The organism is Kitasatospora sp. NPDC004669, assembly GCF_040609455.1.
In the GTDB taxonomy this organism is placed as follows: Bacteria; Actinomycetota; Actinomycetes; order Streptomycetales; family Streptomycetaceae; genus Kitasatospora.
The window spans coordinates 45,470-69,273 of record NZ_JBEXKB010000053.1; the positions used below are offsets into that span (position 1 = coordinate 45,470).

22 protein-coding genes are annotated in these 23,804 nt (G+C 72.9%); 9 read left to right on the top strand and 13 right to left on the bottom strand.

Annotated elements, in window-relative coordinates:
• The first annotated feature begins 11 nt into the window (after positions 1-11).
• Both ABZW30_RS33640 and ABZW30_RS33645 read left to right on the top strand, forming a co-directional pair.
• Positions 12-1,061, top strand: a complete 1,050-nt coding sequence (locus ABZW30_RS33640; protein ID WP_355675023.1) for an alpha/beta hydrolase-fold protein — start codon at positions 12-14, stop codon at positions 1,059-1,061.
• A 161-nt stretch (positions 1,062-1,222) separates the two neighbouring features.
• The gene (locus ABZW30_RS33645) at positions 1,223-2,077 is read left to right on the top strand and encodes a hemerythrin domain-containing protein (RefSeq protein ID WP_355675024.1); all 855 of its coding nucleotides are present in this window, start codon (positions 1,223-1,225) and stop codon (positions 2,075-2,077) included.
• A gap of 341 nt (positions 2,078-2,418) precedes the next feature.
• Here ABZW30_RS33645 and ABZW30_RS33650 read toward each other — a convergent pair whose 3' ends face one another.
• Both ABZW30_RS33650 and ABZW30_RS33655 read right to left on the bottom strand, forming a co-directional pair.
• Positions 2,419-2,964: a DUF1707 and FHA domain-containing protein gene (locus ABZW30_RS33650; protein WP_355675025.1), complete on the bottom strand. Its 546-nt coding sequence runs from the start codon at positions 2,962-2,964 to the stop codon at positions 2,419-2,421.
• Positions 2,965-3,090: 126 nt separating this feature from the next.
• On the bottom strand, positions 3,091-3,639 hold the full coding sequence (locus tag ABZW30_RS33655; protein WP_355675026.1) for a DUF1697 domain-containing protein: 549 nt from the start codon (positions 3,637-3,639) through the stop codon (positions 3,091-3,093).
• Between the two features lie 105 nt (positions 3,640-3,744).
• Between ABZW30_RS33655 and ABZW30_RS33660 the strand changes: the two genes are divergently transcribed.
• Positions 3,745-4,215: a pyridoxamine 5'-phosphate oxidase family protein gene (locus tag ABZW30_RS33660; RefSeq protein WP_355675027.1), complete on the top strand. Its 471-nt coding sequence runs from the start codon at positions 3,745-3,747 to the stop codon at positions 4,213-4,215.
• A 22-nt stretch (positions 4,216-4,237) separates the two neighbouring features.
• Here the strand turns inward: ABZW30_RS33660 and ABZW30_RS33665 are convergent, their stop codons facing one another.
• Entirely contained in the window at positions 4,238-4,594 is a 357-nt protein-coding gene (locus ABZW30_RS33665; RefSeq protein WP_355675028.1) for an arsenate reductase family protein, read from the bottom strand.
• 109 nt (positions 4,595-4,703) lie between these two features.
• Here ABZW30_RS33665 and ABZW30_RS33670 point away from each other — a divergent pair, with 109 nt between their 5' ends.
• Both ABZW30_RS33670 and ABZW30_RS33675 read left to right on the top strand, forming a co-directional pair.
• Positions 4,704-5,921: a cytochrome P450 gene (locus tag ABZW30_RS33670; RefSeq protein ID WP_355675029.1), complete on the top strand. Its 1,218-nt coding sequence runs from the start codon at positions 4,704-4,706 to the stop codon at positions 5,919-5,921.
• A gap of 229 nt (positions 5,922-6,150) precedes the next feature.
• The gene (locus tag ABZW30_RS33675; RefSeq protein WP_355675030.1) at positions 6,151-7,041 is read left to right on the top strand and encodes a hypothetical protein; all 891 of its coding nucleotides are present in this window, start codon (positions 6,151-6,153) and stop codon (positions 7,039-7,041) included.
• Here ABZW30_RS33675 and glnA read toward each other — a convergent pair.
• Entirely contained in the window at positions 6,965-8,377 is a 1,413-nt protein-coding gene (glnA, locus tag ABZW30_RS33680; RefSeq protein ID WP_355675031.1) for a type I glutamate--ammonia ligase, read from the bottom strand. The two genes, ABZW30_RS33675 and glnA, sit on opposite strands and share 77 nt — an antisense overlap.
• 285 nt (positions 8,378-8,662) lie before the next feature.
• Between glnA and ABZW30_RS33685 the strand changes: the two genes are divergently transcribed.
• On the top strand, positions 8,663-9,130 hold the full coding sequence (locus ABZW30_RS33685) for an RDD family protein (protein ID WP_355675032.1): 468 nt from the start codon (positions 8,663-8,665) through the stop codon (positions 9,128-9,130).
• Positions 9,131-9,229: 99 nt separating this feature from the next.
• On the opposite strand, the gene ABZW30_RS33690 is transcribed toward ABZW30_RS33685, so the two are convergent.
• The 7 genes from ABZW30_RS33690 to ABZW30_RS33720 form a co-directional block, all read right to left on the bottom strand.
• Positions 9,230-9,919: a DUF4191 domain-containing protein gene (locus ABZW30_RS33690; RefSeq protein WP_355675033.1), complete on the bottom strand. Its 690-nt coding sequence runs from the start codon at positions 9,917-9,919 to the stop codon at positions 9,230-9,232.
• A gap of 147 nt (positions 9,920-10,066) precedes the next feature.
• A complete protein-coding gene (locus ABZW30_RS33695; RefSeq protein ID WP_355675044.1) occupies positions 10,067-10,264 on the bottom strand; it encodes a hypothetical protein in 198 nt (65 codons plus the stop codon).
• Positions 10,265-10,438: 174 nt separating this feature from the next.
• Positions 10,439-11,392, bottom strand: coding sequence for a lipoyl synthase (gene lipA / locus ABZW30_RS33700; protein WP_355675034.1), 954 nt, complete (start codon positions 11,390-11,392; stop codon positions 10,439-10,441).
• Positions 11,393-11,569: 177 nt separating this feature from the next.
• Positions 11,570-12,367 carry a lipoyl(octanoyl) transferase LipB gene (lipB, locus tag ABZW30_RS33705; protein WP_355675035.1) on the bottom strand — a complete coding sequence of 266 codons (798 nt, stop codon included), beginning with the start codon at positions 12,365-12,367 and terminating at the stop codon, positions 11,570-11,572.
• Positions 12,368-12,530: 163 nt separating this feature from the next.
• Complete coding sequence (locus ABZW30_RS33710) at positions 12,531-14,441, bottom strand: GAF domain-containing protein (protein ID WP_355675036.1); 1,911 nt, start codon at positions 14,439-14,441, stop codon at positions 12,531-12,533.
• A gap of 52 nt (positions 14,442-14,493) precedes the next feature.
• Positions 14,494-15,870 (bottom strand): MFS transporter, encoded by a 1,377-nt coding sequence (locus ABZW30_RS33715; protein ID WP_355675037.1) that lies wholly within the window; start codon positions 15,868-15,870, stop codon positions 14,494-14,496.
• A gap of 116 nt (positions 15,871-15,986) precedes the next feature.
• Positions 15,987-16,748 (bottom strand): 3-hydroxybutyrate dehydrogenase, encoded by a 762-nt coding sequence (locus tag ABZW30_RS33720; RefSeq protein ID WP_355675038.1) that lies wholly within the window; start codon positions 16,746-16,748, stop codon positions 15,987-15,989.
• A gap of 309 nt (positions 16,749-17,057) precedes the next feature.
• Here ABZW30_RS33720 and ABZW30_RS33725 point away from each other — a divergent pair, with 309 nt between their 5' ends.
• The gene (locus tag ABZW30_RS33725) at positions 17,058-18,935 is read left to right on the top strand and encodes a regulator (RefSeq protein ID WP_355675039.1); all 1,878 of its coding nucleotides are present in this window, start codon (positions 17,058-17,060) and stop codon (positions 18,933-18,935) included.
• A 379-nt stretch (positions 18,936-19,314) separates the two neighbouring features.
• On the opposite strand, the gene ABZW30_RS33730 is transcribed toward ABZW30_RS33725, so the two are convergent.
• Positions 19,315-20,646 carry an NAD(P)/FAD-dependent oxidoreductase gene (locus tag ABZW30_RS33730; protein ID WP_355675040.1) on the bottom strand — a complete coding sequence of 444 codons (1,332 nt, stop codon included), beginning with the start codon at positions 20,644-20,646 and terminating at the stop codon, positions 19,315-19,317.
• A gap of 347 nt (positions 20,647-20,993) precedes the next feature.
• Positions 20,994-21,899 carry a TIGR01777 family oxidoreductase gene (locus ABZW30_RS33735; RefSeq protein ID WP_355675041.1) on the bottom strand — a complete coding sequence of 302 codons (906 nt, stop codon included), beginning with the start codon at positions 21,897-21,899 and terminating at the stop codon, positions 20,994-20,996.
• Between the two features lie 63 nt (positions 21,900-21,962).
• Here ABZW30_RS33735 and ABZW30_RS33740 point away from each other — a divergent pair, with 63 nt between their 5' ends.
• Both ABZW30_RS33740 and ABZW30_RS33745 read left to right on the top strand, forming a co-directional pair.
• Entirely contained in the window at positions 21,963-22,469 is a 507-nt protein-coding gene (locus tag ABZW30_RS33740) for a GNAT family N-acetyltransferase (protein ID WP_355675042.1), read from the top strand.
• Positions 22,470-22,566: 97 nt separating this feature from the next.
• On the top strand, positions 22,567-23,658 hold the full coding sequence (locus tag ABZW30_RS33745; RefSeq protein ID WP_355675043.1) for a DUF2510 domain-containing protein: 1,092 nt from the start codon (positions 22,567-22,569) through the stop codon (positions 23,656-23,658).
• The last annotated feature ends 146 nt before the right edge of the window (positions 23,659-23,804 follow it).

The following is a 23,804-nucleotide window of genomic DNA, read 5'->3' on the forward strand; positions in this document are numbered from 1 at the left end:
GAGTCCTCACCGTGCTTAGGCAGTCGTCCCGTTCCCGTGCCGTCCTGACCGGCGCCGCCGTCCTCACCCTGGCCGCCTCGCTGGCGGCCTGCGGGAGTTCCGGCGGCGGGAAGGGGAGCACCTCCGCGGACGGCACCCCGGCCGCGACCAGCGCGAGCAGCTCGACCGCCGCCACCGCCTCGGCCGCGCCCATCGCCGAACAGCCCACCCCCGGCAACGGGAAGGTGCAGATGCCGACCGGCCCGGCCCCCAGCATGAGCAAGGCCCGGGACACCGCCGCCGGTCCGATCATGATGACCAAGGTGACCGGCCCCAAGTCCGGCGTCACCGGCCAGGTCTGGGTCTGGCTGCCGCCCGAGTACAACGACCCCAAGTACGCCAAGACCGGCTTCCCGGTGCTCACCCTCTACGCGGGCGGCCAGAGCAACGGCTACAACACCTGGACCGACAACCAGCTGCCGATCCAGGAGGACGACGAGCAGCTGGTCAAGGAGGGCAAGGCCCACCCGTTCATCATGATCATGCCGGTGCAGAACTTCAACGGCGACGAGAAGAACGCGCTGGACTGCTCCGACATCCCGGGCCAGCCCAAGATGGGTACCTGGATGGGCGAGGACATCCCGGACTGGGTCCGCGCCAACTTCCGCACCCTGAAGGGCCGCGACAGCTGGGGCGTGATGGGCGCCTCCACCGGCGGCTTCTGCAGCGCCAAGCTCGCCCTGCAGCACCCGGACGTCTACAAGGCCGCGGTGCCGATCGACGGCTACTACATCCCGGACTCCGGGCTGTGGAAGGGCCACGACGCCGAGAAGGCCGCCAACAGCCCGAACCAGCTGATCACCCAGGGCAAGGCCGACGTCAAGATGTTCGTCACCGCGGGCGGCGCCAACGGCTACGAGAAGGACGTCGTCAAGAGCTGGGTGGCCAAGGCCGTCCCGCCGGTGTCCATCGAGTACTACGAGCAGCCCGGCGGCAAGCACCTCACCTCGGACTTCAAGAAGATGATCCCGGACACCCTGCAGTGGCTCACCAAGAACCTGGCGGGCCCCGCCTCGGACTGAGCCCGGGGTGACGCGACGGGAGGGCTTCGGCCCGTGCGCAGGCCCGTGACCTGCGCGTCAATCGGACATTGATTCGCTTCTGATCGACTGCGAGCACCTTGGATGGGGCGGCCTTCACGGGCCGCCCCATCCGTCCTGCCACACGTCGTGAAGAGAGTGCCATGCCGATCCACCTGCTGCCCCAGCCCGCTCCCTCCGTGCCCGCGCAGGCGGAGTCCGCCGCCGACTCCCGGCGGACGGACGCGTACGGCCGGGCCGCGGACGAGGAGCCGGTCACCGTCCGGTTCGCCGGGCTGCGGCTGGTGCACGCCGCACTGCGCCGGGACCTCGCCCGGCTGCCCAACGCGCTGCGACTGCTCCAGCCCGACGAGGATGACAAGGGCGAGGCGCTGCTGCGGCACTGGACCTTCATGACCGCGATGCTGACCTGCCACCACGAGCAGCAGGACGCCCGGATCTGGCCGATCGTGCGACGCTTCGCGCCCGAGCTGCGGCTGCTGCTCAACTGGCTGGAGGCCGACCACCACAACCTCGACCACTCCTTCACCCGGGTCACCACGCTGGTCCGGATCGCCAGCCGGGACACCGGCAGCGCCTGGCCGGTCGCGTACGCCATGGAGGACCTGGCGGCCCGGCTGGAGACCCATCTGCGGATCGAGGAGCGGCAGTTGCTGCCCCGGATGGAGCGGGTGGTCACCGACAACTCCCGGCTCGGCGGCCTGGGCGAGCTGCTCGACCTGCTGCGTTCGGCGGACGGCCCGGGTACGGCGGACGCGCTGGCCTGGCTGCTGGACGGGGTGGAGCCGGCGACGGTGGAACGGCTGCTGGCCGAGTGCGACGACGACGTGGCCCGCAACTGGCCGCACTGGCAGGCGACCTACCAGCGCTGCACGGCGCCGCTGTGGGGGCCGGCGGGCGACCTGGGCGGGGGAGCGGTCGGCGCAGGGTCGGTCGACGGGAACCTCAGCATCTTCGGCGAGGGCCTCGGCGGTGGCCTGGGGAGCGTCGTCGACTGACCCGCGGCTCCTTTCGCAGGCCGTCGATCTACGCGCGTGGCATGGGCCTCCGGCATATGCCGATACCGACGGCACGCCCAACTCCCTTTGCGCCCTGGGGGAGAGCCGTCTCCTGGGTCATGCCCGCATCCTCGCACCCGCCACTGACAGTTCCGCCCGTCACCCCCCGCCGGTGCGCTACCGCCCGCCGGTGATCGACTGATTCGGGCGTATGCCCGGGCCCCGAGCCCTTTGCGGTCCGCGAGTGGACCCGCCCGGTGTGCGGGGTCGTCCACGACCGCGACGTGAACGCCCCACGCGACATCCCGGCCGCCGGACGAGCGGACAGGCTGAACGCCTCCTCACCGCGTGGCGAGCCGGAACTCCAGGTTGCCGAACCGCACCTGGTCGCCCGGCCGGACCGGCACCCCGCCCGCTATCCGCCGCCCGTTCACGTGCGTGCCGTTGGTCGAGCCGAGGTCGTACAGCACCCAGCCGCCGTTCTCGTGCCGCAGCTCCGCGTGGTGCCGGGAGACCGAGGCGTCGTGCAGCCGCAGCCCCGAGCCGGGGATGCGTCCGATCGTCAACTGCCCCGCCCCGGTCTGCGGCAGGCTCAGCCCGGGCAGCCGCTCGGTGCGCCAGGCCCGGTTCAGCCGGTCGCCGAAGGCGGAGACCCGGCCGACCGTCCGCAGCACGAAGCGCTCCACCGGCCCGCCGGTGGGCAGCCCGTCCACCGCCGCGTCCAATTCGGCGTGGCTGGTGGCCTGGAGGACGATCTCCATCCGGCCGAGGAAGGTGTCGTGCGACAGCCGACCGCTGCCCGCGCCCTCGCGCAGCACCCCGAGCGCCGCTTCCCGTTCGGCGTCGGAGGGCCGGGCTTGGCCGGTGGGAAGCTCAGGCTGCGTCATGGCCTGATTGTCGGATCGACCGGCTCGGACTGTCCAGATCGCGCCGTGGTCCGGCGCAGGGTTCGTACGTCACTGAGCGACAGACGCTGCCCCCACCTGCGCGGTTCCAGGATGTCGGACGGACCGTCAGGCCTTCCGGGCGGCCGCGAGGATCTTCTCCGTGGTGTGCAGGAACCGGGAGGTGACCGACCCCCGGTAGCCCTTGCCGAACATGTCCTTGGTGACCCACTTGCCGTCCTGCAGGTGCACCACGATGTACGCGGCCCCCGGGTCGGCGCCGAGCACCTCGTAGTCGCCCTTCGCCGAGCGGTGCGGGAGAGCGAGTTCGGCCGGCAGCGGTTCGGAGAGGAAGGCGACCACCAGCCGGATGTCCGGCGTCACCTCGACCCCCCGGAACGGCTCGGCGGCGAGCAGCTCGGCCACCTCGTCGACCGTCCGCAGCAGCACCGGCACCGGGTAGCCGAGGGCCTGCTCCAGGTGCTCCTCGATCCGCCGGGCCAGCGCGGCGCGGTCCGGTTCGCCGGTGCTGAAGAAGACGTTGCCGCTCTGGATGTACGAGCGGACGTTCCCCAGCCCCAGTTCGGCGAAGAGCGCCCGCAGCCGCTCCATCCTCACCGTCCGGCCGCCGACGTTGACGGCCCGCAGGAACGCGATGTAGTCGGTCGTGGTGGTCACCCCGCCAGTGTGGCACCGGCCGCCGACAACGACCGGTCCGAACCGCCTGCGGCGCCCGGCCGTTCGTGCCCGGCGGTTGTCGGTGCCGGGTGCCACACTGGCGCCATGGCTACCTGGCAGGATTTCGAGCACGAGGCACCCGAACTCGCGGCCCTGGTACGGGCCCGGTTCGACGCGAACAAGCACCACGTCCTGGCGACGCTGCGCAAGGACGGTTCACCCCGGGTGAGCGGGTCGGAGGTCGACTTCGTCGGCGCCGACGCCTGGCTGGGGTCGATGTACCAGGCGGTCAAGGCGCGCGACCTGCAGCGGGACGCCCGCTTCGCGCTGCACGCCCACCCGGGCGACGAGACCATGGCCGGCGGGGACTCCAAGATCTCCGGCCGTGCGGTGGAGGTCACCGACGAGGACGAGATCGCCGCCTTCTCGGCCGAGCTGCCCGAGCCGCCGCCCACCCCGTTCCACCTGTTCCGACTGGACCTCCAGCAGGTGGTGCACACCGCCCTGGAGGGCGACCGCCTGCTGGTCCACAACTGGCACCCGGGCCGGCCGGTACAGACGACCCAGCTCCACTGACCGGCCCCGGTGGTCGACCGGGCTACGGCAGAACGGACTTGAGTGCCTCGGGAGTCCGGGCCACCACGGCGTGCCCGTCGTCCGCGGTGATGATCGGGCGCTGGATCAGCACGGGGTGCTCGGCCATCGCCGCGATCCAGCGCGTTCGCTCGCCCGCCTCCCGGGGCCACTCCTTCATCCCCAGGTCCTTCGCGACCTGCTCGTCGGTGCGGGTGATGTCCCACGGCTCCAGGCCCAGGCGCTCCAGCACCTGCTCCAGCTCGGCCGCCGTCGGCGGTTCCTCCAGGTAGCGCCGCACGGTGTACTCCACCCCGGCGGCGTTCAGCTCGCCGAGCGCCGTCCGGCACTTGCTGCAGCGCGGGTTGATCCAGATCTCCATGCCGGCAACCCTATCGAGGCCCGCGGCCGGACCACCTGCACCGGGAACTCCGCGGCGCCCGCCGCCGGTTCACGAACCAGGAATCATCGTCATCGGAGGGGAGCACCGGATGGACGGCGCGGCGATCGTCGAGCAGCTGATGACCACGGAGGTCAGGGCCGACCCGTACCCGCTGTACGCGAGGGCGCACGAGCTCGGCCCGGTGGTCCCGGCCGGGGACGGGATGTACCTGGTGAGCGGCTACGCGGCCGTCAACAAGGTGCTGCGCACCCCCGCCTTCGGCGTCGCGACCGCCGACATGATGGCCGGCCTGGCCCCGGAGTTCGCCGGGCACTCCTCGCTCGCCCTGTTCGGCCGCTCGATCCTCCAGCGCAACGCGCCCGACCAGCCCCGGGTCCGCTCGCTGATCGCCTCGGTGTTCACCGCCCGCCGGGTCGCCGCGCTGCGCCCGGCCGTGGAGGCGGCGGTCGACCGGCTGCTGGACGGGATGGCCGAGCGGGGCGCCGACGGCTCGCCGGTGGACTTCATGGACGCCTTCGCCTTCCGGCTGCCGGTCGGGGTGATCTGCGAGCTGCTCGGCGTCCCCGAGCAGGACCGCTACCGGTTCCGCGGCCTCGCCTCCGACCTGACCGTCGCGCTGGAGATCATCCAGGACCTGGACGAGCTGGGCGACGCCGACCGGGCCGCCGACGAGTTGTCCCGGTACTTCACCGAGCTGGCCGCCGAGCGCCTGGCCCGACCGCAGGACGACCTGGTCAGCGACCTGGCCCGGATCGCCGCCGAGGACGGCGAGCGGCTCTCCGCCGAGGAGCTGCTGGCCAACCTGGTGCTGCTGCTGGTGGCCGGGTTCGAGACCACCACCAACCTGCTCGGCAACGGCCTCGCCCTGCTGTTCCGCCACCCCGAGGTGGCCGCCGGGCTGCGCAGCGGCGTGATCACCCCGGCCGGCTTCACCGACGAGGTGCTGCGCTTCGACTCCCCGGTCCAGGCCACCGCGCGGGTCGCGCTGGAGGAGGGCCTGTCCATCGAGGGCCTGCCCGTCCCGCCCGGCAGCACGGTGACCTTGCTGATCGGCGCGGCCCACCACGACCCGGACCGGTACGACCGCCCCGAGGTGTTCGACCCGACCCGTACCGAGAGCCAGCCGCTGAGCTTCGGCGGCGGCCAGCACTTCTGCCTGGGCTACCAGCTGGCCAGGCTGGAGGCCGAGGTCGCGATGCCCGCCCTGCTGGACCGCTTCCCCCGGCTCGCCCGGGGCGGGGTCCCGACCCGACGCGACCGGCTGGTGCTGCGCGGCTTCGAGACCCTGCCGGTGACGGTTCGCTGACCTGCGCCGACCCTCTGCTTCCGGGGTCGCCTCCGGGCCCCGTCGGCCCCCGGCCCCGGAAGCCGCGCCGTTCGGCCGTTCGTGACCGGGACCGTTCGTGACCGGGCCGTCCGTGACCGGGCCGTCCGTGGGGGAGCATGGAGGACGAACCGGTGATTCCGGGCCTCTCCGTTTCGGACCGGCCGGACCGGCCGGACCGGCCGGACCGGTCGGCCAGGAGGTCCCCGCCGTGTCAGCACCCCGCAAGCCGCAGCTCGTGGCCGCGCAACCGCGGGTGCCGCGCTGGGTGCTCTGGCTGCCGGTCCTGCTGCTGGTCCTCGACCTGATCGCCGAGGCCGTCGTCCCGGACGCGGTCGCCGCCGGCTTCCTGCTGACCGCCCTGCCCGTGGTGGCCGCGTTCAGCTACGGCCCGGTGCTGACCGCCGCCACCACGGGCGGTTCGCTGGCGCTGCAAGTGCTGCTGGCCCTGCACGCGGGCCACATCAACGAGCAGCACCACGTCTGGGTCTACATCGCCACCCTGCTCTCCGGGGCGATGGGCACCGCCCTGTCCTGGCGGCGCACCCGGCAGAACCGCAACCTGCTCCAGGCCCGGACGGTCGCCGAGACCCTCCAGCGCACCGTACTGCGACCGGTCCCCGAGCGGGCCGGCGGCCTGCGGGTGGCCGGGCTCTACCGCCCGGCCCAGGCCGAGGTGCTGGTCGGCGGCGACCTGTACGAGGTGTGCGACACCCGCTTCGGCGTCCGGGCGCTGCTCGGCGACGTCCGCGGCAAGGGCCTCGGCGCGGTCCCGGTACGCCGGCCTGCTCGCCGACGACCTCGCCGTCCTCGCCCTCACCCCGGAACCGGGCCCGGCGGGGTAGCGCTCTCGGGGCCCGCCCACTCGCACAGGTCCGCGCACAGCACCGCCTGCTCCCGGGTGTCGTCCAGCGAGTGGTGGGTGTGCGGCGGCTCAATGCCGCCCTGCGGAGCCGCGCACCTCCGGAGGAAACGCCGACGGGGGCGCGGACATGGTGTCCGCGCCCCCGCCGGGTGGGTGCTTCTTACAGGTCGTAGTACAGCTCGAACTCGTGCGGGTGGGGGCGGAGGGCGATCGGGGCGATCTCGTTGGTGCGCTTGAAGTCGATCCAGGTCTCGATCAGGTCCGGGGTGAAGACGTTGCCCGCGAGGAGGTACTCGTGGTCGGCCTCCAGGGCCTCCAGGACGGCCGGGAGGGAGGAGGGGACCTGCGGGACGTTGGCGTGCTCCTCGGGGGCGAGCTCGTAGAGGTCCTTGTCGACGGGCTCCAGCGGCTCGATCTTGTTGCGGATGCCGTCGAGGCCGGCCATCAGCATGGCGGAGAAGGCCAGGTACGGGTTGGAGGACGGGTCCGGCGCGCGGAACTCGATGCGCTTGGCCTTGGCGTTGGAGCCGGTGATCGGGATGCGGATCGCGGCCGAGCGGTTGCGCTGCGAGTAGACCAGGTTGACCGGCGCCTCGAAGCCCGGCACCAGGCGGTGGTAGGAGTTCACCGACGGGTTGGTGAAGGCCAGCAGCGAGGGGGCGTGCCGGAGCAGGCCGCCGATGTAGTAGCGGGCGGTGTCGGACAGGCCGGCGTAGCCCTGCTCGTCGTAGAAGAGCGGCGATCCCTCGCTCCACAGCGACTGGTGGACGTGCATGCCCGAGCCGTTGTCGCCGAAGATCGGCTTCGGCATGAAGGTGGCGGTCTTGCCGTTCCGCCAGGCGACGTTCTTGATGATGTACTTGAACAGCATCAGGTCGTCGGCCGCGTGCAGCAGGGTGTTGAACTTGTAGTTGATCTCCGCCTGGCCGGCCGTGCCGACCTCGTGGTGCTGGCGCTCGACCTCCAGGCCCGCCTTGGCCAGCTCCAGCGACATCTCGGCGCGCAGGTCGGCGAAGTGGTCCACCGGCGGGACGGGGAAGTAGCCGCCCTTGTACTTGACCTTGTAGCCGCGTACGTCGCCCTCGGCGGCGCCGGTGTTCCAGGCGCCGGCCTCCGAGTCGATGTGGTAGAAGGACGCGTTGGCGCTGGTCTCGAACCGCACCGAGTCGAAGACGTAGAACTCGGCCTCGGGCCCGAAGAAGGCGGTGTCGGCGATGCCGGAGGAGGCGAGGTAGGCCTCGGCCTTCTTGGCGACGTTGCGGGGGTCGCGGCTGTAGGCCTCGCCGGTGACCGGGTCCTGGATGAAGAAGTTGATGTTGAGGTGCTTCTCGGCCCGGAAGGGGTCGAGTCGGGCGGTGGCGAGATCCGGCACCAGGGCCATGTCGGACTCGTGGATGGCCTGGAAGCCGCGGATCGACGAACCGTCGAACATCAGGGTCTCGGACGGGTCGAAGGTCGCCGCAGGTACGGAGAAGTGCTGCAGTACGCCTGGCAGGTCGCAGAAGCGGACGTCGACGAACTTCACGTCGTTGTCCTGGATGAACTGCTTCACTTCGGCGGCGTTGTTGAACATCCATCCTCCTCGGCGTGCGAATTGGGCTCACCCTAGGAATGGGTCGTTTCCAGTCGGTGACCCGCTCGTTTCCTAGATGTTAACCGCGACCGCCGAACGGGCGGCAAAGGCGTACGGTACGGGGCAAATCACCCCGCCGACCTGGAACCCCTTGTGGCAGTGGTCTGGACCACTTGGTAAGCCCGGCGATCGGGATTCACCCGGTCGTGGACGAGTCCGGTACGACGCCCCGCCCGGAGGGGAGCCGGTGCGGGCGCTCGGGGTGAGCCCGGTTAGTGTGGATTCGTGGACACCAGAGAAGCGTTGGGATCGTGGATCGACGGCCCTAAGGCGGCCGCCGAGAAGATGGGCGCCGACTTCGGCTACCGCGGCGAGCGCCTCGGTCTGCCCCGGGAGGGCTCCGGATCGATCGCCGGCCCCGGCCGGCGGATCGGCTCCCTGTTCGTGGACGGCTGGCTGGTCGCTCTGGTCTCCTACGGCCTGATCGCCAAGGGCGACCAGGCCGAGGCCAACCTGTGGACCCTCCCGCTCTACTTCCTGGTCACGGCCGTCCTGCTCGCCACGACCGGCACGACCGTCGGCAAGCGGCTGTTCGGCCTCCGGGTGGTCCGCCTGGACGGCAGCCGCGCGACCATCCCCCAGATCCTGCTGCGCACCGTCCTGCTCTGCCTGGTGGTGCCGGCGCTGGTCTGGGACCGCGACACCCGGGGCCTGCACGACAAGGCTGTCGGCACGGTCGAGGTCCGGATCTGAGGCGAGGTCCGGATCCGACGAGCGCCGCACGACGGCCGAACGCCGAAACGGCCCCGCTGAGGATCAGCGGGGCCGTTCTCGTGTCGTCGGGGGAGGGGGTCAGCGAGCCTGGCCGCCCTTGGGCATCCGGGCGCCCTTGGGCATCGGGCCCTTGGGGATCGGCGCCTTGGAGAGCAGGTCGCCCAGCGCGCGCAGGCGGTCGTTGGTCTCGGTGACCTGGGCGGGGGTGATGGCGCGGGGCAGGCGCATCAGGTGGATCTGCAGCTTCTTCAGCGGGATCTCGCCCTCGCCGTTGCCCACCACGATGTCGTGCACCGGCACGTCGCCGACCACCCGGGCCATCTTCTTCTTCTCGGAGGCCAGCAGCTGGCGCACCCGGTTCGGGTTGCCCTCGCCGATCAGCGCGATGCCCGCCCGGCCCACGGCGCGGTAGACCGCGTCCTGGTTACGGGTGACCGCGACCGGGGTCGAGCTGGAGCTCCAGCCGCGCCGGATGTTGTTCAACACCGCGGCCACGGCGCCCGGCTGTCCCTCCATCTGCCCGAACGCGGCGCGCTCGGCCCGGCGCCCGAAGACGATCGCCATGGCCAGCACGGCCACGATGAAGCCCAGGATGCCCAGGTAGATGGGGTGGTCGATCGCGAAGCCGATGGCGAGGAACACGCCGAAGGTCAGCAGGCCGACGCCGGCGATGATCAGGCCGATCTTGGTGTCGACCTTCTTGGTCATGGTGTACGCCAGGCGGATCTGCTTCAGTCGCCCGGGGTTCTCGGATGTTTCCCTCGCCATAACGCTCATGGTACGTGGCACGGGTACGGGATATCCAAGCCCGGGTACCCGTTCGCCCGAACCGTGACCCGTGTGCCCACGCGCTGTCGCTCACAGCGACGCCCGGCCCTACCCGCCGATGAGCCGTTTCGCCTGCGGCCGGACCTCTCACCGCCGTACGGAGCGCGCCCCCGCCGTACCCGGCGCCCCGGCCGCCGGCGCGTCGTGCCGGCGGTCCGCCGCATGCCGGCGGTTCTCGCACACGGCGGCCCAGGCGTTGAGCCGCGCGTGCCGTTGGCCGGGTGCCAGCAGGACACTCTCGGCGAACCGCAGCGCCGCCCCCACCGACCGGATCCGCATCCGCATCCCGAACAGCTCCTCTCGTGGCTGAGAAGAATCGAACGCTTGCCAGGCGTCCATCATCCCCACTCTGTGTTACCAGTCCGTGACCAGGCAGTCAAAGCGTGGTGAAACCCGGAAGGGCGGAGCCGCAGCTCCGCCCTTCCAATGGCCCAGTGGCCGAAACCGTTCCCCGGCGCGTCAGACCGCGGCCTGCTCGCGGCGCTCCAGCGCCTGCCGGTACAGGCGCCCGGCCCGGTACGACGAACGCACCAGCGGTCCCGACATGACACCCGCGAAGCCCAGCTCCTCGGCCTCCTGCTGGAGCTCGACGAACTCCTGCGGCTTCACCCAGCGCTCCACCGGGTGGTGGCGCAGTGAGGGGCGCAGGTACTGGGTGATGGTGATCAGCTCGCAGCCGGCCCCGACCAGGTCGGCCAGCGCCTGGCTGACCTCCTCGCGGGTCTCGCCCATGCCCAGGATCAGGTTGGACTTGGTCACCAGCCCGGCCGCGCGGGCCTGGGTGATGACGTCCAGCGAGCGCTCGTACCGGAACGCGGGGCGGATCCGCTTGAAGATGCGCGGCACCGTCTCGACGTTGTGCGCGAGCACCTCGGGGCGGGAGGAGAAGACCTCGGCCAGCTGCTCGGGCACCGCGTTGAAGTCGGGGACCAGCAGCTCGACGCCGGTGCGGCCGCCCGCGCGGTCGGCGGTCATCGCGTGCACCTGGCGGACGGTCTCGGCGTACAGCCAGGCACCGCCGTCCTCCAGGTCGTCGCGGGCGACGCCGGTGATGGTGGCGTAGTTGAGGTCCATGGTGAGGATGGACTCGGCGACCCGGCGCGGCTCGTCGCGGTCGAACTCGGCGGGCTTGCCGGTGTCGATCTGGCAGAAGTCGCAGCGGCGGGTGCACTGGTCACCGCCGATGAGGAAGGTCGCCTCGCGGTCCTCCCAGCACTCGAAGATGTTGGGGCAGCCGGCCTCCTGGCAGACCGTGTGCAGCCCCTCCTTCTTCACCAGCGACTGGAGGGCGTTGTACTCCGGGCCCATCTTCGCGCGGGTCTTGATCCACTCGGGCTTCCGCTCGATGGGGGTCTCGCTGTTGCGGACCTCCAGGCGGAGCAGCTTCCTGCCGTCGGGCGCGACAGCGGACACGTGCGACTCCTAGAACTAGACGGGGTACCCCCAGGGTACGCCTGTGGTTGTACGGCCTGTGCCGGGCCTGCCGCCCTGCAATCGCAGGGCAACGCGACTACCGGCCAGTAGATTCCCAGTGTCTGGGGGGGTTTCAGCGGCCGGGCGTGGGGCGCCGGCGACTGGATGCCGGGGGCTTCAGCGGCTGAGTGCGGGCTCCGGCAGCTCGGCGAAGACGTCCTTCAGGTGCCGCTCGACGGCCGGCAGCGCCTCGCCCACGCCGAAGTCGCGCCCCAGCTCGCCGGCCAGCGAGGCGACGCCCGCGTCCCGGATGCCGCAGGGCACGATCTTGTCGAAGTACGTCATGTCGGGGTCGCAGTTGAGCGCGAAGCCGTGCATGGTCACCCCGCGGGCGACCCGGACGCCGATCGCGGCGAGCTTGCGGTCGCCCCCGCGCTGGCCGGCGTTGGACGGCGCGTACTCGGGCCCGGCCAGCCGCGGGTCGATGCCCAGCGGCAGACCCATCCGCAGGGTCAGCTTGCCGATGTCCACCACCTCGGCCGGGTCCACCACGGCGTCCGGGAGGTTCTCGCCCAGCACCCAGACCCCGCTGCGGCCCTCGACCCGGGTGGTCCCGACGCCGAAGTCGGCGGCGGCGCGGATCAGCGCCTCCTCCAGCCGGCGGACGTACGCGATCACGTCGATCGGGTCGGGCAGCTTTATGATCGGGTAGCCGACCAGCTGGCCGGGGCCGTGCCAGGTGATCTCCCCGCCCCGGTTGACCTCGACCACCGGGGTGCCGTCCAGCGGCAGGTCGGCGGGGTTGGTGCGCTTGCCCATGGTGTAGACGGGCGGGTGCTCCAGCAGCAGCACGGTGTCGGGGATCTCGTCCGCGACCCGCAGCGCGTGCAGGCGCTGCTGCTCCTGCCACGCCTCCTCGTACGGGACGACGTGCTCGCCTATGCCCATCCGCACGAAACGCACGTTCTCGCTCATGCGCCCGCCCCGCTTCGCTCGGCGGTCGCTTCGCGAGACCCGCCTTCGCTTACTGTTCGTTCGCTTCGCTCGCTCACGGCTGCCGCTCCTTGCCAGGCGTTCGAGATCGGCCTCGCGTTCGAGACCAACCTCGCCACTGTACGCCCACGCCCGTACAAGCCGTTCAGTCGCCCGAGAGCAGTTGCAGCCGCAGCGCCAGCTGTAGTTCCAGGGAACGCTCCGGCTGGTTCCAGTCCCGTCCGAGCAGCGCCTCGACCCGGTCCAGCCGCTGCACCACGGTGTTCACGTGGACGTGCAGTTCGTCCTTGGCCCGGGTCAGGCTGCCGCCGCAGTCGAAGTAGGCGCGCAGGGTGCGGACCAGTTCGGTGCCGCGCCGGGCGTCGTAGGCGAGCAGCGGGCCGAGCGTCGCGCCGACGAAGCCGTCCACGTCGTGGCCGTCGCCGAGCAGCACCCCGAGGAAGCCCAGCGCGCCGGCCGAGGCGCCTTCCCCGACGCGGCCGAGCACCCGCAGGGCGCGCACGCAGCGCAGGCCCTCGGCGTACGAGGCGGCCAGTGCCGGGGGGCCTGCGGCGGGGCGGCCGGCGCCGACGGTGACCGGGAAGCCGGCCAGCCGGGCCAGCCGCTCGGCGGCCCGCCGGGCGGTCTCCTCGGGGTCCTCGGCCGGGCCCGGTTCGAGCGGCACCAGCAGCGCCACCGCCTCGCCGTGCTCGGCGCTGACGCCCCGGGAGCCGAACAGGTACCGCCGGGCGGCGCCCGCCAGCCGTCCCCGTTCGTCGCCGTGGCCGTCCGCCGGTTCCGCGACCAGCACCAGGTGCGGCCGCGCGAGGTCGACCCCGAGCCGGCGGCCGCGCGCGGTGAGCCCGGCCGGGTCGCGTCCGGGGGCGGTGAGCAGGTCGGTGAGCAGTTCGCCGCGGATCCGGTTCTCGGTCTCCGCCACCGAGCGGCGCAGCAGCAGGAGCAGCGCGGTCACCACGCCGGCCCGCTCGAACAGCCGTCGGTCGGCGTCGTCGAGGTCGGGCCGTCCGCGCAGCACCAAGGTGCCGAGCGCGTCGTGCCCGGCCAGCACCGCGCACACCCACAGCTCGCCGTGCCGGACGGACCGGCCCTCGGCCCGGGACGCGGCCACCGCCCCGGCCAGCTCGGCGGCGGGCGTCGACCGTCCGGCCAGCGGCTCGCCCTCGGCGTCCAGGACCGCTATCTCCCCGTCCAGCAGGTGTGCGACGGCGGCGGCGACGTCCGGCACCTCGGCGCCGCGCAGCACGAGGTCGGTGAGCCGGTCGTGCGCCTGCTCGGCGCGCTGGACGGCGGCGGAGTGGGCCCGGACCAGCTCGTTGGCGGCGTTCAGCTCGGCGAGCGCGGCCCGGGCGTCGGCCAGCGACTTGGCGGTGTCCAGGGCGATCGCGGCGTGCGCGGCCAGCGAGCAGAGCAGCGCGACCTCGTCGGGGGAGAAGGTGCGCGGCGAGCGGTCGGCGGCGAACAGCACGCCGATGACCTGCCCGCCGAGCAGCAGCGGCACCCCGATGATCGCCACGAGCCCCTCGTCCAGCACGCCCGCGTCGATCGTGCCGGTGTGGTGGAAGCGTTCGTCGGTGCGGTAGTCGGGGGTGGCGTACGGGCGGGCGGTCTGCGCGACCAGCCCGCCCAGGCCGTCGCCGAGGCTGAGCCGCAGGGTCTGGAACAGTACGGAGACGGAGCCGTCGGTGACCCTCATATAGGTGTCGCCCGCGGCCTCGTCCGGCAGGGTCAGGTACGCGGTGTCGGTGCCGAGCAGCATCCGGGCCCGGCGGACGATCGCCTGCAGCACGGTGTCCAGCTCCCGGGAGGCGGCGAGGTCCCCGGCGGTGTCGAACAGAGCGGTCAACTCGGTCTTGCGGCGCCGGTGTTGACGCAGGGTGCGATGAACCCGCAGGGCCTGCCAGGTGGCGTCGTCGATCTCGGCGAGTACGGCCGACGGTGCCCCGCGTCGACGGGCGTCGGCCAGTACCTCGGCGAAGTCCTCGGTGGCGGCGCCGGAGGCGAGCAGGTCGAGCAGCCGCCGCAGTGCGGGCGCGGAGCTCTCGTCGGGGTGGTTCATGGTGCGGGCCGCCAATCGGCGTCGGTTCCGACGGTTGCGGGAAATCGCGATGCTATCGGCTCAACCCTCGGGCCACAGCGGGCTTTTCGACCGCGGCGCCGTCCGCCGGCTGCTCCTCGACCTCGGTGAGGTCCTGCCCCCTGGTCTCCCGGGCGCACAGCACCGCCAGCACCGTGATCACCGCCGCGAGGGCCACGTACACCGAGACGGGGGTGGCGTTGCCGTAGTCCTTGAGCAGCGCGGTCGCGACCAGCGGGGCGGGCGCCCCGGCCGCCACCGACGCGAACTGGGCGCCGATCGAGGCCCCCGAGTACCGCAGCCGGGTCGCGAACAGCTCGGAGAAGAAGGCCGCCTGCGGCGCGTACATCGCGCTGTGGAACACCAGGCCGACGGTCACCGTGAGCACCAGCGCCCCGAACGACTCGGTGTCCACCATCCCGAAGAACACGAATGCCCAGACCCCGACCCCGGCCGCGCCCGCCAGGTACACCGGCTTGCGCCCGACCCGGTCCGACAGTGCCCCGAACAGCGGGATCAGTGCGAACTGGATCGCCGAGGCGATCAGTACGGCGTTCAGCGCGCTCTGCTTGTCGAAGTGGGCGTGGCTGACGGCGTACGTGAGCACAAAGGTCGTCATCACGTAGTACGAGATGTTCTCCGCCATCCGCGCGCCCATGGCCACCAGCACCTCCCGCCAGTGGTGCTTCAACACCCCCACCAACGGCGCCTGTTCGGCCTCCTTCCGAGCCTGCGCCGCCTTCAGTGCCTGCCGGAACAGCGGCGACTCGTCCACCGCGAGCCGGATCCACAGCCCGACCCCGACCAGCACCGCCGACAGCAGGAACGGCACCCGCCACCCCCACGCCAGGAACGCGCTGTCCGACTGCACCGTCGTCATCAGCGACAGCACCCCAGCCGCCAACAGGTTCCCCGCCGGCGCCCCGCCCTGCGGCCACGACGCCCAGAACCCCCGCCGCCGCCGGTCCCCGTGCTCCGACACCAGCAGGACCGCTCCGCCCCACTCCCCGCCGAGCGCGAAGCCCTGCACCAGCCGCAACGCGGTCAACAGCACCGGCGCCGTCATCCCGATCGACCCGTACGTCGGCAGCAACCCGATCGCCGTGGTCGACCCGCCCATCAATAGCAGGCTCACCACCAGCAGCTTCTTGCGCCCGACCCGGTCCCCGAAGTGCCCGAACACCAGGGCCCCGAGCGGCCGTGCCGCGAACCCGATCGCATAGGTCAGGAACGACAGCAGCGTCCCCGTCAGCGGATCACTGTTCGGGAAGAACACCTTCCCGAACACCAGCGCCGCAGCTGTCCCGTAGAGGAAGTAGTCGTACCACTCGATCGTCGTGCCGATCAGGCTCGCGGCCACCACTCGCGGGAGTGAGCCGATCGCCGCCGAACCACGTGCAGGGTCCTTCATGGGTCACCACTTCCAGGTCAGAGGGGGACGATGTCGCCACAAGGTGGGAACCCCACGCTCCCGGGACTGTGTGACCGACCCACACATCCCTCGGGGTGGGGATAGCCGGCGAGAGCTCAGTGCGCCGTCCAGCCGCCGTCGATGGGCAGGCTGGTGCCGGTGATGTAGGAGGCGGGCGGGGTGCAGAGGTAGAGGGCGAGGTGGGCGACCTCGGAGGGGTCGATGAGGTGCTTGACGGCGGTGCGGTCGAGCATGATCCGCTCGACGACCTCGTCCTCGGGGATGCCGTGGGCGAGCGCCTGGGCGGCGATCTGCTTCTCCACCAGGGGAGTTCGGACGTAGCCCGGGTTGAGGCAGTTGCTGGTGACGCCGTGGGGGGCGCCTTCGAGGGCGACGGTCCTGCTCAGGCCCTCCAGGGCGTGCTTGGCGGTGACGTACGCGGACTTGAAGGCGCTGGCGCGCAGGCCGTGGACGGAGGAGATGTTGACGATCCGGCCCCACTCCTGTTCGTACATGTGGGGCAGGGTGCGGCGCAGGATGCGGAACGGGGCCTCGACCATGACGCGTTGGATGAGGGTGAAGCGCTCGACCGGGAACTCGTGCACGGGCGCGACGTGTTGCAGGCCGGCGTTGTTGACCACGATGTCGGCGTCGTCCGGCAGGGCGTCCACGGCCTCGGGGTCGGCGAGGTCGGCGACGATCGCGCGGCCGCCGATCCGCTCCGCGAGCTCCCGGGCCGGGTCGGCCGCGAGGTCGACGACGTAGACCCGGGCGCCGGCCACGGCGAAGGCCTCGGCACAGGCCCGGCCGATGCCCGAGGCGGCTCCGGTCACCAGGGCCGTACGGCCGTCGAGCGGGCGGGCAGTAGAGGTGTCCATGGCCGAGAACGGTAGGAATCCGACGGCCCGGCTCCCATGTGGCGGTCCACTACAGCATCCGGGTTCCCCGTAGCGGAAGCCAACATGACGATCGATCGACGGTTCGACCCTAGACGGCCAAACCCATCCTGACCTCGCTTCCCCACAATGGGCGCGGATGCTTCACCCGTTCGGAGGATTGCTCGGTCAGATCCACCCATAGCGCCCGAATGCTCGCTACATTCACGCCGATTCCCGACAGGGGGCGCCGCCCCAGGCAGCCGAAGTGCTGGTAGAGCCCGGTGCGACGTCCGAGAGGTGTTGACTGACATGCCCCAACGGCCTGCAACCGACAGCCCGGCGTACGGACCGCTCGACCCGCTCGGCCAGCACCGAGGTCCGGTCGGCCGGACCCTTCCGGACGCCCCCGACGCCCTGGCCCCCAGCGCCCTGACCGGCGACACGCTGACCGCCGACGCCCCGACCGCCGACGAACTGCGGCTGCCCGTGCAGGCAACACCCAACCGGCACGAAGCCGCCGCCGCACCCGCCCCCGCGACCACCAGCGGCCACGGCAGCCACACCGGCCACTCCGGCTCGACCCCGCAGAACGGCCAGCTCGCCGCGCTGATCGAGGAGGCCGGCTTCTCGCACGCCGGCCTGGCCCGCCGGGTCGACCAGCTCGGCCTGGAACATGGCCTCGACCTGCGCTACGACAAGACCTCGGTCACCCGCTGGCTGCGCGGCCAGCAGCCCCGCGGCGCCACCCCGGCGCTGATCGCCGAGGTCTTCACCCGCCGCCTCGGCCGCCGCCTCACCGCCCAGGACCTCGGCCTGGACGCCTGCGCCCCGGTCTACGCGGGCCTGGAGTTCGCCGAGACCCCGCAGGAGGCGGTGGACATCGTGGCGAGCATGTGGCGCAAGGACAACGGCCCGCAGTCCGAGCTGCGCCGGATCGCCTTCACCCCGGCCGGCCTGGTCGTCCCCAGCCGGGACTGGCTGATCGGCCGCACCGACGAGCGCGTCGCCCGCGACGGCTCCACCCTGGTCCGCCCCGATACCGCCACCGGGCCACCGAGCGCCGCCACCACCGCACCGGCGCCGATCACCCCGAGCGCGCCCGGCGCACCCACCATGAGCCCCGCGCGCGGCCCGGCCGTCGGCGTCCCCGGCTCCCGCAGCACCGCCGGGACCACCGGCACCGCCGCCCCCATCGGCCGGGTGCCCACCCAGAGCCGCCGCCCGCCGACCGTCGCCGAACCGTCGTACGCCGACTCGACCCGCGAGGCGCGCCCCGCCCTGCGCGTCGGCCGCGGCGACATCGCCGCCATCCGCGCCGTCGGCGACCTTTTCCGCGCGCTCGACCAGGCCTACGGCGGCGGCCACGCCCGCCAGGCACTGGTCCGCTACCTGGAGAGCGAGGCCGAGCCGATGCTGCGCGGCCGCTACGGCGAGCAGATCGGCCGGGCCCTGTTCGGCGCGGTCGCCGACCTGACCAGGCTGGCAGGCTGGACGTCCTTCGACATCGCCGCGCACGGCCTCGCCCAGCGCTACTTCGTCCAGGCGCTGCGCCTCTCCCAGGCCGCCGGGGACCGCGCGCTCGGCGGCTACGTCCTGGTGACGATGAGCCAGCAGGCCGTCCACCTCGGCCACGGCCGGGAGGCCGTCCAACTCGCCCGGGTCGCCCAGCAGGGCGTGGGCACCGCCGTCCCGCCGGTGGTCCAGTCGCTGATGCACGCCGCCGAGGCGCGCGGGCACGGCCTGTTGGGCGACGTCCGCTCCTGCACCACCGCGCTGGTACGGGCCGAGCGTTCGCTCGCGGCCTCCCGGACGGGCGACGAACTGCCCTCCTGGGCACGGTACTTCGACGAGGCCCAGCTCTCCGACGAGTTCGCCCACTGCTACCGCGACCTCCAGCAGTGGCGCACCTCCGCCCAGCACGCCGAGAAGTCGCTGCGACTGCGCTCACCCGCCTACGCGCGCAGCCGGATCTTCTGCCGGCTGGTGCTGGCCACCGCCCGGCTCGGTATGGGCGACCTCGACGAGGCCTGCACCATGGCCACCGACGCGCTGCGCGCGGCCGGGGAGATGCGCTCGGCCCGCTCGCTGGAGTACGTCCGGGACTTCCACCGCCGCCTCACCCCCTACCGGGGCAGCCCGGTGGCCCGCGCCTTCGAGGAGACGGCCCGCCAGGCGGGGGTGATCTGACCACCCGCACGGAAACCGGGCCGGGAACTCGCCGACCCTCGGCCCGGACCCTCGGCTGCTCGGCAGCCGCGCCCACCCCGAGGGCCACCACGACGGAGACCGGCCACGCGGTGCCCGCCCGTTTCAGCGGGCCACCGCGCAGCTTGCCGAAGTCGATCTCGTACCCGGCCGGGAACATCAGCACGGCCAGGCCGAACCGGGAGGGCGCGCCGGTCCCAACGGCCCACCGGCCGAACGGTGGAAACCATCCGATGTGCGGTCGGAGCAGGCAGAACGGTCGGAACGGTCATGTCGGCACCCTGGCAGGCCGTCGGTCCGTCACCCCGGCAGACCGCCGGCGCGTCCGGACGCCTGGACAGCACGCCTCGGGGCGACGGCCTCAGGCCGCCACCTCGGCCTCCCGAACGCCCGCCGGCAGCCCGAGGTCGCGCAGCACCGCCTGTGCCGCCCGCCGCCCGGAGACCAGCGCGCCCTGCACGGTGCTGGTGTCCCGGTGGTCCCCGGCGACGTACAGTCCGGCCAGCACCCGCACCGGTCGGCGGATGTTGTGCGGCGGCGGCATCGCGGGCAGCGCGTCCGGGACGTGCCGCACGCTGAGGAACTGCCAGCCCGCCGTCGAGGCGCCGTACAGCTCGGCGAGCCGGGCCCGGACGGCCGGTTCCAGCCCGGCCGGGCCGCCCGCGTCGAAGGAGCGCCGCCCGAGCACGGTGGTGGCGATCAGCGCCTGCCCGGCCGGGGCGAAGGACGGGTGCAGCTCGCTGACCACCAGTGAGCGCGAGACCAGCGGCGGGTGCCCGTTCGGCCGGTCACCGTCGAGCAGCAGCACGGCCTCGTTCAGCGGGGCGTGGTCGGCCGCGTGGAAGAAGGTGGTGACGGGGTGGAAGTCCGGAAGCCGCAGCCCGGGCAGCAGTTCGGCGGCGGAGCGGGCGTCGGTGGCGACCACGACGGCCTGGGCACCGATCCGCCCGTGGGCGAGGGTCTCCACGCCGTCGGCGGAGATCGAGGTGACCTGCACCCCGGTCCGGACGGTGCCGACGGGCAGCGCGGCGGCCAGCTGGGCCGGCACGGCCGCGATCCCGTCGGCGGGCAGACAGAGCCGGCCGCGGGCGTAGGAGCGCAGCACCAGGTCGGCGATCCGGCTGCTGGTACCGAGCGTCGGATCGCTGAGCAGCGCGCTGAGCAGCGGGCGCAGGAAGCCGTCCACGGTGCGCGGGGCGAGGCCGTGGCCGGCCAGTGCGCGGGCGGCGGTGGTCTCCGGGCGGGCCTGGAGCCGGGCGGCCGGGGTGATGGCGATCCGGCCGAGCCAGCTGCCCAGGCGGGCCTTGTCCAGCGGGCTGCCGAGCGGCGCCCGGGTGGCGGCCTGCCGGGCGGTGGTGAGCTGCGGGTCCCCGGCGCGGTAGCGGCGGCCGGCGCTGTGCACCAGCACGCCGGGCGTGAGCTGGCGCAGGTCCAGGCGGTCGAGGTCGAGCGCCCGGCGCAGCTCGGGGAAGGCGGTGTTCAGCAGGTGGCTGCCGTCGTCGAGCCGGAATCCGTCCAGCTCGCGGGTGGCCATCCGGCCGCCGATCCGGTCGGTGGTCTCCAGGACCTGAACGGCGAGGCCGTGGCCGGCTAGTGCGCGGGCGGCGACCAGGCCCGCGAGTCCGGCGCCGACCACGACGACGTCCGGGTCGGACGGTCGACGGGCGCGGCGGGTGAAGTCGTACGTGGGCACTGGCGTGCTCCCTCCCTGGTCCCGGGGCTCCGGCCGACGCAGGCAGCGGGGTGCCGGGACACGGTCCGAGGAAGGTGATGCCCAGTCAGTATGAGCATCAGACAAACGCGGCGGACCGGATGCGGGGGGTGGGAGGGGTTGCGCGGCACCGGGCGGGGGCGCGGTCACGGACAGTGCGCCGTGACGGCCGGGTTGCGGGGTCGGCGGGCGCGTACGGTCACCGGGGGAGTGCGACGCGCCCGCAGTGTGCTCCCGTGCGCCCCCTCCCGGAGCCCCGTCCGACCCCCGCCCGGCATATGCCCCTGGCCAGGGTGAATGCCGTAGGAGGCCTACGCGCGACGTGGGAGTCAGAGCGCCGCCCGCACCGCCGAGTCCACGTCCGGGTGCGCGAAGCGGAAGCCCGCGTCCAGCAGGCGCCGCGGCACCACCCGGTGGCTGCCGACCACCTCGACCGCCAGCTCGCCGAGCACCGCCTTGAGCACCGCCTCCGGGACCGGGAACGGCGTCGGCCGCCGCAGCGCCCGCCCGATCGCCGTGGTCAGCTCGCCGTTGGTCACCGGCTCCGGCGCGGTGAGGTTGAAGGCGCCGGAGAGGTCCTCCCGGTCGATCAGGAACCGCAGCGCGGCCACCTCGTCGGCCAGCGAGACGTAGCTCCAGTACTGCCGCCCGCTGCCCAGACGTCCCCCCAGGCCCAGCTTGAACAGGGGGAACAGCCGTGCGCCCGCCCCGCCGGCGGTGGAGAGCACCATCCCCGTGCGCGGGTGCACGACCCGGATCCCGGCCCGCTCGGCCGGCCGCGCGGCCGCCTCCCACTCCAGGCACACCTCGGCCAGGAAGTCGTCCCCGGCGGGGGAGTCCTCGTCGATCACCCGGTCGCCGGTCTGCCCGTACCAGCCGACCGCGGAGGCGCTGACGAACACCCGCGGCGGCTCCTTGAGTTCGGCCAGCGCGACGGCGAGGGTCTCGGTGCCGTACACCCGGCTCTCCCGGATCTCCCGCTTGTACGCCTCCGTCCAGCGGCGGTCGCCGACCCCGGCGCCGGCCAGGTGCACCACCGCTTCGACCCCGGCCAGCCCGTCCCGGTCGACCTGGCCGAGCAGCGGGCTCCAGCCGATCGCCGTGCTGCCGTCGGGCTGCGGGCCGGTCCTGGACCGGCGCCGGACCAGCCGGACCACCTCGTGGCCGTCCGCCAGCAGGGAGCGGACGAGCGCCGAACCGATCAATCCCGTGGAGCCTGTGACAGCGATGCGCATGGGCCCATCCTCGCAGGACTTAACCCCGCCGACCTTCGGATGCGGCTCAGTAGCATGACGCGCATGTCCCGTGAGCCCCACGACGATCTGATCATCCGCTCGGCCCGGCCCGAGGACGAGCGCGAACTCGCCGTCCTCAACCGCGCCTCCTGGTCCACCCTGTCCGACGTCTCCCCGGAGCCGCCCGCCGAGGAGACGGTCTTCGACGAGCGGCACACCCCCGAGCAGTTCCTGCTCGCCGTGCTGGACGGCCGGATCGTCGGCTACATCCGCCAGGTCCCGCCGACCCCGCTGGCCAGCAACCGGCACGTGCGGCAGATCCAGGGCCTCGCCGTGGACGACACGGCCCGAGGCCGGGGCGTCGGGCGGCGCCTGGTCGAGGCGGCCTGCGCGGCGGCCCGGGCCGAGGGCGCCCGCAAGATGACCCTGCGGGTGCTCGGCTGGAACGCCCCGGCCCGGCGGCTGTACGAGAGCTGCGGCTTCGTCGTGGAGGGATCGCTGGCCGAGGAGTTCCTGATCGACGGCCGGTACGTGGACGACATCTGGATGGCCCGCCGCCTGGCCGGCTGAGGTCGGTGATCTGACGTCACGTCAGAACACAAGGCGCTGCAGAGTCGTGACGTCTCCGCCCTGTCTGGAGCGGCGCCCCGCCGGGTACCGTACGGCCGTGAGCAACTCGACGCCTCCCGGGTGGTACCCGGTCCCCGGTGCGGACGGCACCCCCGGTCACGAGCGCTGGTGGGACGGCAACGCATGGACCAGCGAGGTCCGACCGCTCCAGGGCGGCGCCGGGCCGCTCGCCGACGCCCCGACCCAGGTCCGGCAGTCCCCTGGCCCGCAGCCCGGCTACGGCTACCCGGCGCAGGGCGGCCCGCCCGCCGCCGGCTACGGCTACCCGGCCCAGGACGCCGGCCAGGCCCCGGGCTACGGCGCGCAGGCCCCCGGGTACGGCGCGCAGACCCCCGGCTACGGCTATGGCGGCCAGGAGGCCTACCAGGGCGGGGGCTACGGTTACCCGGGCCCGGGCTACCCGCCGCCGAGTCCCACGAAGGCCAAGCCCGGTGTGGTCATCGGCATCGCGGTCGCGGTGCTGACCGTGGGCGGGATCATCGCCGGGATCGTGCTCAGCCAGGGCGGCGACCCGAAGGCGGGCCCCACCCCGAACCCCACCGTGTCGGTCAGCCGGAGCGACAGTCCCGAGCCGACCCCCAGCCCGACCCCGAGCACGCCCACCGTCGCGCCGCCCAAGCCCCTCCCGGTCGTGAAGAGCACCGTCCCGGACCCGCAGCACGCGATCACCGTCCCGGTGTTCGACGGCTGGGACGTGTCGCCCAACCCCGCGCACTCCACGGTCTACCTCGGCAGCGGCCGTTACACCTGCGCGGACGGCAACGCCTGCATCCGCGGCCAGTTCTCGATCGAGAAGGACACCATCCAGGGCGACTCGCCCAAGGCGGCCGCCGACGCGGCGATGCCGGCCTACGCCGGGGGGATCTTCACCGGGATCACCTCGCACACCGACTCCGGCTCCGGCTTCGTCAGCGTCGCCGGCGTGCTCGGCTATGCCGTCCGCTGGCACGTCCGCACCTCGGACGGCACCCAGGGCTACGTCCTGCTGGCCGCCGTCCCGGCCAAGGGCGGCGGCTACGTGGTCTTCGAGGGCGGCGTGGACGACGACCCGGCCGCGCCGGACGCCTCGGTGCTGGACCAGATCCTCAAGGGCATCAAGCAGGACAGCTCCTCGGGCAGCTCGACCTGAGTGAGGCCCGGGCCTGTCCCCTGGGTCCCTGCCGGGTCCGACGAGACCCAAGGTACAGGCCCTGATATGTAGGGCGTTTTGTCAAGTGGTGCATGGTTGGTCGCACCCTCGGTGGGGGCGAGGGTGCGACGGTGGAGCGATGGCGG

What these genes read in the sequence shown, in the direction of transcription:
- ABZW30_RS33645 (WP_355675024.1), top strand. Translation starts at nt 1,223, where the DNA reads ATGCCGATCCACCTGCTGCCCCAGCCCGCTCCCTCCGTGCCCGCGCAG.
- ABZW30_RS33650 (WP_355675025.1), bottom strand. Translation starts at nt 2,964, where the DNA reads ATGACGCAGCCTGAGCTTCCCACCGGCCAAGCCCGGCCCTCCGACGCC.
- ABZW30_RS33660 (WP_355675027.1), top strand. Translation starts at nt 3,745, where the DNA reads ATGGCTACCTGGCAGGATTTCGAGCACGAGGCACCCGAACTCGCGGCC.
- ABZW30_RS33665 (WP_355675028.1), bottom strand. Translation starts at nt 4,594, where the DNA reads ATGGAGATCTGGATCAACCCGCGCTGCAGCAAGTGCCGGACGGCGCTC.
- ABZW30_RS33670 (WP_355675029.1), top strand. Translation starts at nt 4,704, where the DNA reads ATGGACGGCGCGGCGATCGTCGAGCAGCTGATGACCACGGAGGTCAGG.
- glnA (WP_355675031.1), bottom strand. Translation starts at nt 8,377, where the DNA reads ATGTTCAACAACGCCGCCGAAGTGAAGCAGTTCATCCAGGACAACGAC.
- ABZW30_RS33690 (WP_355675033.1), bottom strand. Translation starts at nt 9,919, where the DNA reads ATGGCGAGGGAAACATCCGAGAACCCCGGGCGACTGAAGCAGATCCGC.
- ABZW30_RS33695 (WP_355675044.1), bottom strand. Translation starts at nt 10,264, where the DNA reads ATGCGGATGCGGATCCGGTCGGTGGGGGCGGCGCTGCGGTTCGCCGAG.
- lipB (WP_355675035.1), bottom strand. Translation starts at nt 12,367, where the DNA reads ATGAGCGAGAACGTGCGTTTCGTGCGGATGGGCATAGGCGAGCACGTC.
- ABZW30_RS33710 (WP_355675036.1), bottom strand. Translation starts at nt 14,441, where the DNA reads ATGAACCACCCCGACGAGAGCTCCGCGCCCGCACTGCGGCGGCTGCTC.
- ABZW30_RS33715 (WP_355675037.1), bottom strand. Translation starts at nt 15,870, where the DNA reads ATGAAGGACCCTGCACGTGGTTCGGCGGCGATCGGCTCACTCCCGCGA.
- ABZW30_RS33720 (WP_355675038.1), bottom strand. Translation starts at nt 16,748, where the DNA reads ATGGACACCTCTACTGCCCGCCCGCTCGACGGCCGTACGGCCCTGGTG.
- ABZW30_RS33725 (WP_355675039.1), top strand. Translation starts at nt 17,058, where the DNA reads ATGCCCCAACGGCCTGCAACCGACAGCCCGGCGTACGGACCGCTCGAC.
- ABZW30_RS33735 (WP_355675041.1), bottom strand. Translation starts at nt 21,899, where the DNA reads ATGCGCATCGCTGTCACAGGCTCCACGGGATTGATCGGTTCGGCGCTC.
- ABZW30_RS33740 (WP_355675042.1), top strand. Translation starts at nt 21,963, where the DNA reads ATGTCCCGTGAGCCCCACGACGATCTGATCATCCGCTCGGCCCGGCCC.